Below are 13,239 nucleotides of genomic sequence, written 5' to 3' on the forward strand. Positions count from 1 at the left end.
GCCGTATTCTAACTGAATATTTTTAGACTAGAAATAAAGGCAACACGTATAGTGGCAAAATCTTAGTTGAAACCTGACCATATGGTCAAGTCTAAATTTTAGCTAGTTGCAGTAGAAGTCCACTTTAGGCAAAAAAATTACGTAACTTATGGAGTAAACTCGGTTTTTCTACATAGGGTTCGGTGTTTGTTAAAAACAAACGGACAGAAACGGTAGCGCCGTGTCCCCATGGCCACCAAGCAGCCATAATGCGGGTTTGGTTATTTAGGTTTGCTGCTAATAGTTTTTGCTTTTTTGCCAGTTTCGCAAAGGGACCTGCATAATGTTTAACTTTCGCTGGCGCTTTTCTAATGCTTTTTGCGTCCCAAGAGTCTGGGAATACCTGTTGTAGCGAAATTAAAACTTGCTCTTCCTTATCTACAGAGAACTCTGCAAGCATGACATTCTGAAAACTATCATATTTCCACTTTACAATAGGAGAAAGGGCGTCTATTGCATTTTTTCCGTGTACTCTCAATTGCTCTTCTTGATTCATCTTACTGCCTTCAAAATCCATTATGTTGACGAAGGGGTGCCTCCCAAAATGCCGCTGTCTAGTGTTCGCCCGTGAACCGAAAGTTCAGGGCGGAAGTATCATCATTACCTCAGGCTTCTTGGTACTAGCCAAGCTTGCACAATAGTAGTGGAATCAACTTCCTAGGTAAAAAGCATCGGCCAGGGACATTACTAAACTGGCTAACATTCCAGGAGGCTTAGAAAAATTATTGATATGTTGTTCTGACTAAACTCCAACATCAGCGCTATTATAATCTTTAAGTATAAGAATATACTAGGGGCAGATGAGCTTTCTTATACTTTTTAAAACCTAAAGTTTGGGTTGAGCAACTTGATAATGTGTGATTTAAACCTTTCACCAACTGGGTTTAATTTAGCGACAGTGTTAGCATAGGGGCTTGTTTATGGGGTGCTTTACTTGCGCTCCTCACCATAGAATTACAGAGAATTTATCTTGAACACTTCAACTAACCTTTTTGATACCCTTTCTGCTCTATTAGAGCGTAACGATATTTTAACCAGTGCTGCTGAAGTACAAGGAATGGTATGTGGCATGTTAGGGGGTGGTATGCCCCTAGAATGTTTAGATTGGATGGAACCTTTGGCTGATTTTATTCATCAGGGAGACTCTTTTTCTGCTGAGGTGCAAAGCGCTTTTAAAAAACTTTATGACGATACCTGCCAACAGTTGATAGAAAGTGATTTTGCATTGAGTCTATGTTTACCCGAAGACTCTGCCCCAATCAATGAGCGTGGCCAAGCTCTGCTTAGTTGGGTGCAGGGGTTTATGTTAGGTTTTGGTTTACATCAGGCGGATCTAACTGGTTGTTCCGATGATGTGAAAGAAGGCCTAGAAGATTTCGCTGAAATCGCCCGTATGGATGAAGAGATGAGCGAAGATGAAGAATCTGAACAAGCTTTGTTTGAAGTGATGGAATATGTGCGAGTGACAGCTATGTTATGTTTTAACGAGCTGGGTAAGTCACCAGAACAGCAGCAAGGTGAGCCAAAAACGGTTCATTAAGATGTAAGCAATCCATTATTTTTTTTTAGTACAGAGTGATGTTATCAATATATGAATACTACTGATTTTAGTGCATCCCAACAGCGCCTTATGAAGGCTATGTCACCGAATAGTATTGCCATAGTGCCAGCCGCTAGTTTAGTCACTCGTAGCAGAGACACTGAGTTTCCTTTTAGGCAAGACAGCTATTTTCAATATTTAACTGGCTTTCCAGAACCTGATGCTTACTTGGTTTTGTCTAACCATTGTGAATACAAAGATGGGCTGTCAGTATTATTTTGTTTAGATAAAGACCCCTTACAAGAAATTTGGCACGGCCGACGTTTTGGCCCTAAACAAGCTAAAGAGCAATTTGCAATCGATATGGCCTTTGCATTAGATGAGTTAGATGACAAATTACTAGCTTTAGTTGATGGCCATGAGCATTTGTATTTTGCCCAAGGTCATAACCCCCAGGCTGATGAGTTAGTTTTTGATGTGATGCAAGCGCTCCGTGCTGCGCCAAAACAAAGTAAACAAGCACCCTCTAGTGTTATCGATATTCGCCTTATTGTTGATGAAATGCGCTTAATAAAATCTGATGCTGAAATCCAAGTGATGCGCAAAGCGGCAGCGATTGCTTGCCAGGCCCATATTCGAGCGATGAAGTTTTCTGAAGCGGGTAAAAATGAATATCACCTAGAAGCAGAAATACATCATGAGTTTGCCATGCAAGGTGCTAGACACCCAGCCTATGGCACTATAGTGGGAAGTGGTGACAATGCCTGCATATTACATTACACAGAAAACAACCAAACATTAACTGATGGTGATTTGGTGTTGATTGATGCTGGGTGCGAATTGCAAGGTTATGCCGCTGATATTACGAGAACTTTCCCTGTTTCTGGTAAATTTTCTGTAGAACAAAAACAGCTATATGAATTGGTTTTGAAAGCGCAATTACAGGCATTTAGTGTGCTTAAAGCCAACAATACTATTCAGCAAGCTAGTGATTTAGCCATAGAAGTGATTACTCAAGGTCTGATAGAGCTAGGTATTTTGCAAGGTGAGCTTGCTGATAATATCGAGCAGCTTACTTATCGAGAATTTTATATGCATGGGTTGAGTCATTGGTTAGGGTTAGATGTTCATGATGTTGGGCATTATAAAGTCAATAACGAAGACAGAGCTTTAAAAGCTGGCATGGTTTTAACCGTAGAGCCGGGTATTTATATCGCGCCAGATGCAAAGGTAGACAGCAAATGGCAAGGTATTGGTATTCGCATAGAGGACAATTTATTAATAACCGAAAGTGGTTATGAAAACTTGACTCAAGGGGCTCCTAAAACCATTGCCGAGATAGAAAGTATAATGAGTCGTGGTAATTAACATATTTAAGGTCAATTAAACCCATGTTACATTTTGATATTGCCATAGTAGGCGGAGGAATTGTGGGGTTAACTCAGGCCCTAGCACTTGAAAAGTCAGGCTTGTCTATCACTGTGATAGATGCTCACCCCAGCGATGGCGATCCTAGTGGCGATCCTCAATTACGGGTAAGTGCACTGACCTTGGCATCTCAAAACATTCTAGAATCATTGGGAGCATGGCAAAACTTAGATAAGGGCAGACTGGCTTCTTATCAACAAATGTCAGTATGGGATAAAGACAGTTTTGGAAAAATAAGCTTTGATGCGAGCCAAGTTCAGCAACCACAACTGGGTTACATAGTTGAAAACCAGAGTGTCAGACATGGGTTATGGCAACAAGCACAGCAAAGTCAAAGTATTGAGTTATTAGCGCCTAAAAAAATAAGTCAGTTAGTGTTTGGTAAACAAGAATGCTTTATTAGCTTGGATGATGACACCCAGCTTAGCGCCAGTTTAGTTATTGGTGCTGACGGGGCTAATTCATTAGTTAAAAAGCTAGCAAATTTCCCCGATACCTTTTGGGACTATGATCAGCACGCTATAATCGCAACAGTAAAAACGACCTTACCTCACGGACATGTTGCCAGACAAGTCTTTACACCTTCTGGCCCATTAGCCTTTCTACCTTTGTGGGATAAACATCATTGTTCTATTGTCTGGTCGCAGGACGAAGCTCGGGCCGCCGAATTAATGGCTATGTCTGATGATGACTTTAATAAAGCCTTATGTGTTAACTTTGATATGAGCTTGGGTTTGTGCGAAGTGGTGAGTGATAAGCAGTCTTACCCACTTAAAATGCGTTATACCAGACAATGGGTTAAAGACAGAGTCGCCATAATTGGCGATGCCGCCCATACTATTCATCCTTTAGCAGGGCAGGGGGCGAACTTAGGTATACTAGACGCCGCGGCTTTAGCTGAGCATATAATCAATTTGGTTGAGAAAAATAAAGACTTTTCGCTAGCTAAAAACTTAAGGCCTTTTGAACGTTGGCGCAAAACTGAAGCCATTAAAATGGTGGCCTCAATGGAAGCTTTCAAACGTTTGTTTGCTGGAAGTCAGCCGATTAAAAAGGTGTTTCGAAGTGCGGGATTGAGTTTGGCTGAACAGGCTCCATTTGTAAAAAATAGTATCGTTAGACATGCGATGGGCTTAAGTGGTGAATTACCTGCGCTAGCAAAACAGGTGGCGCATAATCCCGAGTGATTATATGCCATATGAAATGAGTTTAGGTCTGTAGTTCAGGCCAAATAAGGAATAAAAATGTATAAAAAAATATCATGTATAACTTTGTTAATCCTACTGACTAGTTGTAGCACTATGACGTCTGAATCTACAAAGAAAGATAAAGACGAAAGTGATAAACATCTAGGGGTAAATGGCATGAAGGAGTTTGAAACTGACCCTACTGTTGTACTTCGTGAAACAAACAAGGTTAAGTGCCAAGAAGCCCGTATGGATATGGTTGATGCTGAAGCGAAAGGGGACGTGGGTGAAGTCCGTTTGGTCAAAGCTCGATTACAAAAGTATTGTGTGCCTGACGAATAAGCACCCATGACTCCAGGTATTAACTGCGCTAAAAAAGCCAAAGTGGCTTATCAAGTTCATGAGTATCAACATGATGCTTCTAGCCAGTCATATGGGTTAGAAGCTGCAGAAAAGTTAAATATTCCTTCTAAACGAGTATTTAAAACTCTAGTTGCTAAACTGGATGGGACAACCTTAGTTGTGGCGGTTGTGCCAGTGGACTCTATGTTGAGTATGAAGAGCCTCGCCAAAGCCTGTGCTGGCAAAAAAGCTGAAATGGCAGATAAGTTAGAAGTGCAACGTAGCACTGGTTATGTGTTAGGCGGTGTGAGTCCTTTAGGCCAGAAGAAAGCGCTGAAAACAGTCATAGATGAATCCGCTAACCAATTTTCTACCATTTATGTGAGTGCAGGGCGTAGAGGCATAGAGATTGAGCTTAGTGCTGCAGATTTACAATCTTTAACTCGAGCCTCATTTTTCAGTATTTGTCAGGCATGATTGAGCTATTTGGCTATACGTTGAGTTATCAACACTTGGCTCTACTATGTTTAGTGGCGTTTTTTGTGGGTATGGCCAAAGTGGGAGTACATGGAATTGTAATGTTGGCTGTGCCTTTACTTGCGCTTATTTACGGTGGGAAAGGGTCAACAGGCTTGATGTTACCAATGATGATAATGGCAGATGTTTTTGCTGTGTTTTATTATCACAGACATGCAAACTGGGGCTATCTAGGTAAGCTGTTTCCATCGGCAGCAGTAGGTGTAATTATCGGTACTTGGTTAGGCCAAATAATAGATGACCAAGCCTTTCGTAGTATAATGAGTGTGATTATCTTTGTTAGCTTAGCCATGATGATATGGATGGAAAAAGCCAATAAAGAGCGTATTCCTGATTATTTATGGTTCGCCCTGCTAATGGGGTTATTGGGAGGGATAACCACCATGATAGGTAACCTTGCGGGGTCTATTATGGCTTTATACTTATTAAGTATGCGTTTACCTAAAAATGAGTTTATAGGAACGGCAGCTTGGTTCTTTTTAGCCATAAACTTGTTTAAAGTGCCGTTCCATATATTTGGTTGGCACAGCATTACTGTTAATTCTCTTTTACTAAATCTTAGCTGCCTGCCATTTATTGCCTTGGGCGCTTGGTGTGGGGTGTGGGTGGTAAAACGTATTGCAGAACAAACCTATCGCTGGTTGGTGATAGCCATGACGGCTTTAGCTGCCGTATTTATGTTGTTTTGAGAATCGTGTATTTAAAAAGTTACTGAATTATCTCAGCTGCCTTAAAACAACTTCCGTTCTACCCATAAAATGCTTAATGCTAACACTAATGCCACCCATACCCAGAATTTGTTGAGGTTTTTATAATAATTGCTGCTAGCTATGTATTGATGATTTTTTAATACGTATTCAGTGGCGGCAATCGCTTGGGATTGTCGTAAAGCTTGCCAGTTTTCTTTGGAATAGACGTAGCCATAGGTATCCACTGTTTTAGCTGTGGAACTGCTTATTCGCTTAACGTTAGGCTCTGCTGATGCCTGTAATCTGTACCAGCCGCTCTGGTTAGGCCATAGAGTCAAACAATGCTTTTGGGGTTGTAATAACCGATTAGTCAGCGGTATCTCTTGTGGTTTTTGGGGATTAACTAAGATTACAAATGTAACTGAATTGGCATCTCCATACAGGCATTGTACAAATGAAGCGTCCTCAAAGTTAATGCGCTCAGTATCTTCAGACTGCCATTGAAGAGATTGATTAGGCCGAGCTAATTGCTTGAGTAAAGATTGCCAATAGTGACTATATTCACTCGTTTTCCCAGATGTTTGCCAACTATAGCTAGTATTTATCAAAGATAAGCCAATACTCCCTAGGCCCATATTTTGTTTAACCACTAAACTTTGACCCTTATTACCCGTAACTAATATTTGCTGGCTGGAGCTGCTTACGTCTGCTTTATTGATATCTATAGCTTCTTCAATACTGCTATCTGGCCAACTGGGAATACTAGAATAGCTGGCAATATCTAAAGGGGTAATCGACAGCTCATCTAACCATTCAATGTGTTCAAGGGGCCAAGAAGCTGCTAATTCACTATCTACTAAAATAAGTACGCCCAAACCTTGTTGAACCGATCTTGATAAGGCTTGGATTTGTTCAGTAGATAGAGCTAACACCGCCCGTCCATCTAGTATTATTAGATCAAAGCTTTGTAATGCTTTTAAATTAAAAGGCTCGCTGAGCTTTGCTATTTCATCATCATTGAAGTTGATGGCTTGCTGAATATCTTTGTGTTTACTGATTTGAGTGGCTATTAGCAGTTTAGTGCCATATTGACTCGCCCAATTAGAAAACTGGCGAGTCTCAAAAGAAGGGGCGGATTGTTTAATGAAAATCTGCAATGGCGTACTGGTGCCAACTGATATTGCTATGGGCTCATCAAGCAGGAGTCGACTGTCTGGGTTAGTTAGTTGTAATCGATACAGCCACTGCCCTTGGGTTTTCATTGGTGAACTTAAATTAAAGCTCTCACCAGCTCTAATTCTTTGTGTGGTTAGCACTTCACCGATAGGGTTGAGCAGAGCTAATTCAAATATTGTGGCTTCATTTGAGTTAACAGTGTCCCTTTGTAAACGTCCGGTTACTTCAAGAAATTCACCAACTGCTAGGGTTTTCTGAAAACTAATATCAACTAAACCTAGTGTAATCTGCTCAGGTGAAAAGTTTATATTTATTGCTTCAAGGATTTCAGGGGGCACCAGAGTATTTAAATGTTGCCATTGTTGTTCACTAAGGCCGCTGCCTAGTATATGCAGAGCCTGTAAAGGAGTGGCTTGATTGAATATTTGCACTGGGTCCTGAATCACTACACCTTCTTGCATGATTTTGTGACTGCTTAGGCTTTCGTCTACCGGCTTTAAAATGAAAATATTTTGCTCATCTTTCAGAGTATTAAGTTGTTCTAGTGATACGCCCTCGGTGATGAGTACACTGGTGGGTTGGTCATTTGTAGAAACCTGTATGTCTATTGCTAAAGCAATAATACAAAGGCTTGCCACAGTAGAGCTTAACCAAACTAGTAAAAGTCTAATTGGGTGTTTTTTCAAACGTAGTAGCGCAAGATAAGCACTAGCGCCTAGGGTGCATAGTAGTAATGCCAATAAAACCACAGCCATTAATGGGTTTGCTGCAAACGTTCCTAGGGAGAAGGTCATGGTAACTTCTCCTGTTTACTCTGTTGTATAAATTCGTTGAAATACTGCACTGTAGAGTTGTTAAGCAAGTAGGTTTTTGAATGGGATACGGGTTCGGCAATCGGTGCTGGTATGGCTTGCCATAATTTAGCCCGTAAATTTGCAAGGCACTGATTGCAGTTTTTTATTGGTAATTGAGCAGCCAAACTGATTTTCTCTAAGGTGGCAATAAATACAATATCTTCAGGTGAATTAGCCAATTGCTCTGTGAAGTAGTTCTTAACTAGATTTAAATTATTTAGTTGCTGTTGAGTCAGCTGTGTCGTCTGCTTGGTTGTAGTATGGCTGAGTAAATTTAATAGTCCCTTAATGGCCTCTAAGTTTGGTTTGCTTAGCTTAATTTGTTCGTTACGTTCATAGCTAAGTATTTCTGATAAGTCTCCTTCGTATCTTCTTTTATCTGATACTGGCGGCGGCTCAAACCCGAGTCGTTTAACGTAAATACGCTCAGCTCTTTTGGCTCGGTTTAAATATTCAAGAGCTTGGTTTTCAAAGGGTAAAGCTTTTGCAGGCTCAGCTAATTGTAAGTGCAGTTCTGCTTGCCACATGTTGGCAATAGAACGTTTCATCAAGGTAATTGGACTAGGCACACCACGTTTTACAAAGTTGCCATCATCTGTGGCGCCATGTGCATGACCAAACTGCTCTATAGCTTGACTGAAACCAGATTTATCATTTGATGACTCATGTTCGCTGTGTTGGTGTTTTCGAGATTCAGCTTCCTCACGCAGTGCTTCTTCTTGTTCATCTTGTTGTTCATGGGCCTCGAGTAATGGATGTGGCAAAGCCTTACTCTTTTCATGCTCATCATGGTGATGGCTAGGCCCGGCTTCCATTGCGTGTAAGGTAGTAGCCTCAAACTCATCCCCTAAAAATTGCCCATATTTCTGTTTAAGATCACTTTGCGCAGACCCTAACGCCCGAGAAGTATCAACAAAGCTTTTATTACTAATACTAACTTGGTTAGCAATTAACTCTTGGGTTTCAATAATGATTTGCCGCTGGCTTTTGAAATACTCAGGTACAAAATCAAGTAAAATACCTTCACTTTGTATGCCTTCTTGATCTTCTTCTAGCCATCTTACGATTTTGTTGGCTGAGCGAGTCAGTTGCGGTGCAGGCTGATTGTTTTTCCAGGCGTTGTCGTATGCTCTGACACTAAAATAAAGTTCATCTCCAGGTTGCATGCCTAAAGCAGATAAATCCCATTCCTTAAAAAACTCATTTTGGTCGTTCACGAGTTGTTGTGAGTCAAATACAAAGGCTTGATCCCTAAACTTTACCGACTCACCTGAACCACTGGCGATAGAGCCTAAAATCTCTACTTTACTCAGACCGAAGTCATCTTGAATTTGCACCCGTGTAACAAAGTGAGGCTCTGCATTTTTGGGGATTTCAATTATGGTCTGGGTTGGTTCAATAAAGCGTATGTTTGGAGGTGTATCTGCTGTCACCTCCAAGGTGAAAATGTCTGAAATAGCGTTTTGTCTATGGGTAATAAAATAAATGCCAGTAGTACTTATTTCAGAACTGGCAGTATAGCTAGTATCACTATTTCTCGTAAATTCGATTTGCTCTTGGCCTATTTTAAGGCCTAATTCAGAAGCTTGTATGTCTGATGATAATGTAAGCTGCCATGTCACATTAGAGCCAGTTACTAGTTGTAAATTAAAGTCTGTGGTTTCAACTTTTGGTAAACCAGTGTAAGTAGGTGGCTGAATTGAAATTACACTCGACTCAATCTTAATTGAAGCTGTTGACTCTACCCCTTGGGGCAAAGCTATGACTTTTGATGGGGCGCTAAGGGAAGACTGGGTTCCTACAAATTTGATGGCAATAACGGCGAGTAATACAAAAACAGTTATTGCAATGGCTATTGGCGCAGGGTAATGAGGCAGTTCAGTCGATAAATCTTTGGCGAGTAGCGCGGCAACTTTAGAGGTTATGCGAGCTTTTTGTAATCGTTGCAGTAAGTTCAAAGATTCATCTGGCACTACAATTAAATGTGCGCTTTCTTCACATTCAGGAAACTTTCTGTTTATGTGCTGTAAAACGGCTTTATCAGAAATCCTTTGGTATTTTGAGGTACGTGTTAGTTGCCAGCAAAATCCCAGTGGCATGCAGGCTAATATTACGTAAAGCCATATATTTAACCCAAGCGTTAAATAAAACCCAGCCCAAACTACCACTACACACACCAAACTATATGCTAGTCGCTGCAGTAATGCTCGTCTGCGTATTATGGTAACTAGCGCTTTGAGCTGGCTTTGGATTAGGCTTAGGTCATAATTTGAAGATAAACTAGCCATTCTAGTTACCTTCTACTTGTCTTGAGTGTTTATTAGGCCACTCACTCAATAAACGTTCGGTCATAAAAAGTATGACCAAAATTAATATTAACCATAGATGCAAAGACTGAGCATTGCCGGTATTAGTTTGTTGTTGATTAACTAAATCAAGATTCGGAAGTTCAGTTATTTGTTGATTCGAAAGCCTAGCGTTATCAGCAAACCATTGCTTAGTTTGCGCTGCAAATAGCTTGGTGGCTAAGGTGAGTGGGAAATCAGCTTGGGTGTAACCTTGTAGTTGTTCACTGCTTATTATGCTTGTTGCTGAATTAACTAACTCTGTTGGCAAAGGTGCATCTGCCAGATAAATAATATGGGATTGTTGTTGGCTTAAATCTAAATCTTCCTGTACCAAGCTAGAGTCTAAGTACTCAATGTTCAAATCTAGCGGCAGGGTAGTGGCCAAAGCATCTAATGCGCCGCGAACATAAAGTAATTGTTGCTGGTAGTTTGCGTCACTAACAATAGTTAATGAGGCTGTAAGCTTGGTTTCAGGTAAAGTGTTTGGTAAAGACTTTATGTGCCATTCAATTGGGTTAGTGATTGCGACTTTTTGCCCTGTAAATTGGTTTAGCCTGTTCGTGGTATAAAGCTGTATTTTCTGAGCTTTTGGCAAGGTTTTCGATATCTCTGCCAGATTCGCCCAGATATTTAGTGGTGGAGTGGTTGTTGAGCTAGTGTCCCCTTGAAACGCTAATAATGCCTTTGATTCAAGTTTTCGTTGCGATAAAGACTGGTTCAGCCCGTCGATTATAAACAAGCGAGAGTTCTGGCTAGAGTTTAGATCTTCGAATAATTGTTGTTTTTCAGCATCACTACTTTGGGCTAACCAGTCATTACTAACTAGCACTAAGTTTGCACTTGTATCGGCATTTTTACTCCAAACCAGTTGTGCCAAAATGGCGCATGCGACTAGTAGCATCAGTAACCGTAATATCAATAATAACCACTGGGTCAACCGAGCTTGATTCAGCTGTGGCGAGTTTTTAACTTTGATTAAAGCAATATGTGCAAATGGGACTAGTTTGCCTCTATGTTTACTCAATAAATGGATGGCGATAGGAATTGTTAATGTTAATAACCCCCATAAATAATAGCTTAATTCAAAAGTAAGGGCTAACTTATCCATTGGCTAGTCCAGAATGTAATAAGACTAGATTCATAGCACTTTTTGCCTTGCCGATAAAAATTGGTGTAGGGTTTTATCCAAAGGTTCGTCAATATTTCCTTGAATATGTTGGATGTTATTCGCCGCAAGGCGCTCACTAATGCTTTGGTTCAATGCCAGTCTGTTTTCTAAATAATCTGCTTTTACATCTTTCGCTGAAACTAAAACTTGTTGTTTGGTTTCTCTATCTTCAAAGCGAATATGGCCTTGGTAAGGGAATGTAATTTCATCATTACTTTCAAGTTGTAATGCCACTACTTCGGTCTTGTGGCTTGATAAACTCCCCATGAAATCAAAAATTTCATTGTTGTGTTCATAAAAATCACTGACCACAAATATTACCGCGTTGTGGTGCATTTTAGCCAAATGGTTTTGGATGATAGCGCTATCTGGGAACACATCACCGGCCTGCACCTCACTTAATTGCAGTAAACATTTTTGCCATTGCTGTTTACCGGGTAAAGCCGGTAAAAAGTTTAGGTTTTGGCTAGATAAACCCAGTAAGCCTAAACCGTCGCCTTGCTGGTGGGCTATGTAAGCTATGGTGGCTAAGAGATGCCTAGCATAGTCAAACTTGTTCCACCCTTCCTTAGAATGAGAAGCTTGCTGTAACATGGATGCACTGGCGTCTAATACTAGCCAGATGTTGATGTTACTTTCTCGTTCGGCTTCACGAACAAAATATCGGTCTGATCTCGCGAATAATTTCCAATCGATATTAGATAGGGCATCGCCAGGTTCGTAGGCTCGATACTGACTAAATTCAATACCTGTGCCTCGCTTTACACTGTTATGTAATCCATGGAGAAAGCCTTGGGCCACAGTCTTAGCGACTAAAGGCATATCTTTTACCCGTGCCAGTACCAAAGGGTCGAGAAACTGTTCCATAATTTACTGGGCAGACGTTGTGAAAGGGCCGCTTGGTAAAGGAAGCTCTTTCAGCAATGCATCAATCACCAATTCTGTAGTGATGCTTTGTGCTTCTGCTTGAAAGCTCAGAAGTAACCTGTGCCTAAGTACCCCGTGGGAAATGCTGTGTATGTCATCTAATGTTACTGCAAAACGTTTATTCATTAAGGCATTAGCCTTGGCGCATAAGACCAAGGCTTGGCCGGCTCGGGGGCCAGCTCCCCAGCGGACATATTTTTTAACTGAGTCTGATACGCTGTTGTCAGGGCGAGTGTTGCGTGTCAGTTGATTAATATAAATTAGTAAGGGCTCGGCAATGTCTATTTCCCGTACTAACTGTTGTAGTTGTATTATGTCTTGAGCGTTTAACATTGCCTCTGGTGCTGATGACTTAGTGCCAGTGGTACGACGTAACACCTCCATTTCTTCTAGTTCAGTGGGGTAATCCACACTGATAAACATTAAGAATCGGTCTAATTGTGCTTCTGGTAAAGGGTAAGTTCCCGCTTGTTCAACTGGATTTTGAGTGGCTAATACAAAAAATGGTTTAGGCAGAGAATAACTGGTGCCCCCATAACTGACGATCTTTTCTTGCATGGCTTCAAGTAAGGCCGCTTGGGTTTTAGGCGGGGTACGATTTATTTCATCAGCCAATAAAATATTGGTAAAGACTGGGCCTTTCTGAAATTTGAAAAAACGATCGCCAGTTTCATGGTCTGTTTCAAGTATTTCAGTACCTATAATATCACTTGGCATTAAATCAGGGGTGAACTGCACTCGCTTAAAGTCTAGCTCAAGGGTTTGCGCTAAAGTATGCACCATAAGGGTTTTCGCAAGCCCCGGTACACCTTCAAGTAAGCAATGACCACCAGCTAAAATACTCACTAATAGCTGTTGAATAACCTGCTGCTGGCCAACAATAACCTTACCAATTTCATCGCCTACATTGGCGAGTTTAGCGAGTAGTAGTTCAAGGTCTTCTTGGGTTATAGGTTCTTTGTTCATCATCACTCTTATTATTTTGTATTTGATTTAACGTTTGG

12 protein-coding genes and 1 other RNA gene are annotated in these 13,239 nt (G+C 40.9%); 6 read left to right on the forward strand and 7 right to left on the reverse strand.

Annotation, left to right across the window (positions count from 1 at the left end; translation table 11 throughout):
- Window positions 1–124 precede the first annotated feature (124 nt).
- On the reverse strand, window positions 125–535 hold the full coding sequence (locus tag EOK74_RS11680; protein ID WP_133470187.1) for a hypothetical protein: 411 nt from the start codon (window positions 533–535) through the stop codon (window positions 125–127).
- 36 nt (window positions 536–571) lie between these two features.
- Window positions 572–753, reverse strand: a non-coding RNA gene (gene ssrS / locus EOK74_RS11685) — 6S RNA.
- A gap of 256 nt (window positions 754–1,009) precedes the next feature.
- Between ssrS and EOK74_RS11690 the strand changes: the two genes are divergently transcribed.
- From EOK74_RS11690 to EOK74_RS11715, 6 genes are read left to right on the forward strand one after another with little or no spacing between them, the layout of a single operon-like run.
- On the forward strand, window positions 1,010–1,579 hold the full coding sequence (locus EOK74_RS11690; protein ID WP_133470188.1) for a UPF0149 family protein: 570 nt from the start codon (window positions 1,010–1,012) through the stop codon (window positions 1,577–1,579).
- Between the two features lie 51 nt (window positions 1,580–1,630).
- Window positions 1,631–2,947 (forward strand): Xaa-Pro aminopeptidase, encoded by a 1,317-nt coding sequence (pepP, locus tag EOK74_RS11695; protein ID WP_133470189.1) that lies wholly within the window; start codon window positions 1,631–1,633, stop codon window positions 2,945–2,947.
- A 23-nt stretch (window positions 2,948–2,970) separates the two neighbouring features.
- Window positions 2,971–4,194 (forward strand): FAD-dependent oxidoreductase, encoded by a 1,224-nt coding sequence (locus EOK74_RS11700; protein ID WP_133470190.1) that lies wholly within the window; start codon window positions 2,971–2,973, stop codon window positions 4,192–4,194.
- Between the two features lie 57 nt (window positions 4,195–4,251).
- Entirely contained in the window at window positions 4,252–4,536 is a 285-nt protein-coding gene (locus EOK74_RS11705; protein WP_133470191.1) for a hypothetical protein, read from the forward strand.
- A gap of 6 nt (window positions 4,537–4,542) precedes the next feature.
- Window positions 4,543–5,013 carry a Cys-tRNA(Pro) deacylase gene (ybaK, locus tag EOK74_RS11710; RefSeq protein WP_133470192.1) on the forward strand — a complete coding sequence of 157 codons (471 nt, stop codon included), beginning with the start codon at window positions 4,543–4,545 and terminating at the stop codon, window positions 5,011–5,013.
- Window positions 5,010–5,762: a sulfite exporter TauE/SafE family protein gene (locus EOK74_RS11715; protein WP_133470193.1), complete on the forward strand. Its 753-nt coding sequence runs from the start codon at window positions 5,010–5,012 to the stop codon at window positions 5,760–5,762. The genes ybaK and EOK74_RS11715 overlap by 4 nt, the downstream gene beginning before the upstream one ends.
- A gap of 41 nt (window positions 5,763–5,803) precedes the next feature.
- Here EOK74_RS11715 and EOK74_RS11720 read toward each other — a convergent pair whose 3' ends face one another.
- The 5 genes from EOK74_RS11720 to EOK74_RS11740 are packed head-to-tail and all read right to left on the reverse strand — an operon-like array spanning window position 5,804 to window position 13,204.
- Window positions 5,804–7,732, reverse strand: a complete 1,929-nt coding sequence (locus EOK74_RS11720; protein ID WP_133470194.1) for a hypothetical protein — start codon at window positions 7,730–7,732, stop codon at window positions 5,804–5,806.
- Entirely contained in the window at window positions 7,729–10,080 is a 2,352-nt protein-coding gene (locus tag EOK74_RS11725) for a hypothetical protein (protein WP_133470195.1), read from the reverse strand. The genes EOK74_RS11720 and EOK74_RS11725 overlap by 4 nt, the downstream gene beginning before the upstream one ends.
- A gap of 1 nt (window position 10,081) precedes the next feature.
- Window positions 10,082–11,248, reverse strand: a complete 1,167-nt coding sequence (locus EOK74_RS11730; RefSeq protein ID WP_133470196.1) for a BatA domain-containing protein — start codon at window positions 11,246–11,248, stop codon at window positions 10,082–10,084.
- A gap of 30 nt (window positions 11,249–11,278) precedes the next feature.
- Complete coding sequence (locus EOK74_RS11735) at window positions 11,279–12,175, reverse strand: DUF58 domain-containing protein (RefSeq protein ID WP_133470197.1); 897 nt, start codon at window positions 12,173–12,175, stop codon at window positions 11,279–11,281.
- A gap of 3 nt (window positions 12,176–12,178) precedes the next feature.
- Window positions 12,179–13,204: an AAA family ATPase gene (locus tag EOK74_RS11740; RefSeq protein WP_420818930.1), complete on the reverse strand. Its 1,026-nt coding sequence runs from the start codon at window positions 13,202–13,204 to the stop codon at window positions 12,179–12,181.
- Window positions 13,205–13,239: the final 35 nt, after the last annotated feature.

The organism is Paraglaciecola marina (assembly GCF_004360155.1).
Lineage (GTDB): Bacteria > Pseudomonadota > Gammaproteobacteria > Enterobacterales > Alteromonadaceae > Paraglaciecola > Paraglaciecola marina.

Excerpts from the sequence above, each read along its gene's own strand:
- pepP (WP_133470189.1), top strand. The coding sequence starts at position 1,631 with ATGAATACTACTGATTTTAGTGCATCCCAACAGCGCCTTATGAAGGCT.
- EOK74_RS11735 (WP_133470197.1), bottom strand. The coding sequence starts at position 12,175 with ATGGAACAGTTTCTCGACCCTTTGGTACTGGCACGGGTAAAAGATATG.
- EOK74_RS11700 (WP_133470190.1), top strand. The coding sequence starts at position 2,971 with ATGTTACATTTTGATATTGCCATAGTAGGCGGAGGAATTGTGGGGTTA.
- EOK74_RS11715 (WP_133470193.1), top strand. The coding sequence starts at position 5,010 with ATGATTGAGCTATTTGGCTATACGTTGAGTTATCAACACTTGGCTCTA.
- EOK74_RS11680 (WP_133470187.1), bottom strand. The coding sequence starts at position 535 with ATGAATCAAGAAGAGCAATTGAGAGTACACGGAAAAAATGCAATAGAC.
- EOK74_RS11730 (WP_133470196.1), bottom strand. The coding sequence starts at position 11,248 with ATGGATAAGTTAGCCCTTACTTTTGAATTAAGCTATTATTTATGGGGG.
- ybaK (WP_133470192.1), top strand. The coding sequence starts at position 4,543 with ATGACTCCAGGTATTAACTGCGCTAAAAAAGCCAAAGTGGCTTATCAA.
- EOK74_RS11725 (WP_133470195.1), bottom strand. The coding sequence starts at position 10,080 with ATGGCTAGTTTATCTTCAAATTATGACCTAAGCCTAATCCAAAGCCAG.
- EOK74_RS11740 (WP_420818930.1), bottom strand. The coding sequence starts at position 13,204 with ATGATGAACAAAGAACCTATAACCCAAGAAGACCTTGAACTACTACTC.
- EOK74_RS11705 (WP_133470191.1), top strand. The coding sequence starts at position 4,252 with ATGTATAAAAAAATATCATGTATAACTTTGTTAATCCTACTGACTAGT.
- EOK74_RS11720 (WP_133470194.1), bottom strand. The coding sequence starts at position 7,732 with ATGACCTTCTCCCTAGGAACGTTTGCAGCAAACCCATTAATGGCTGTG.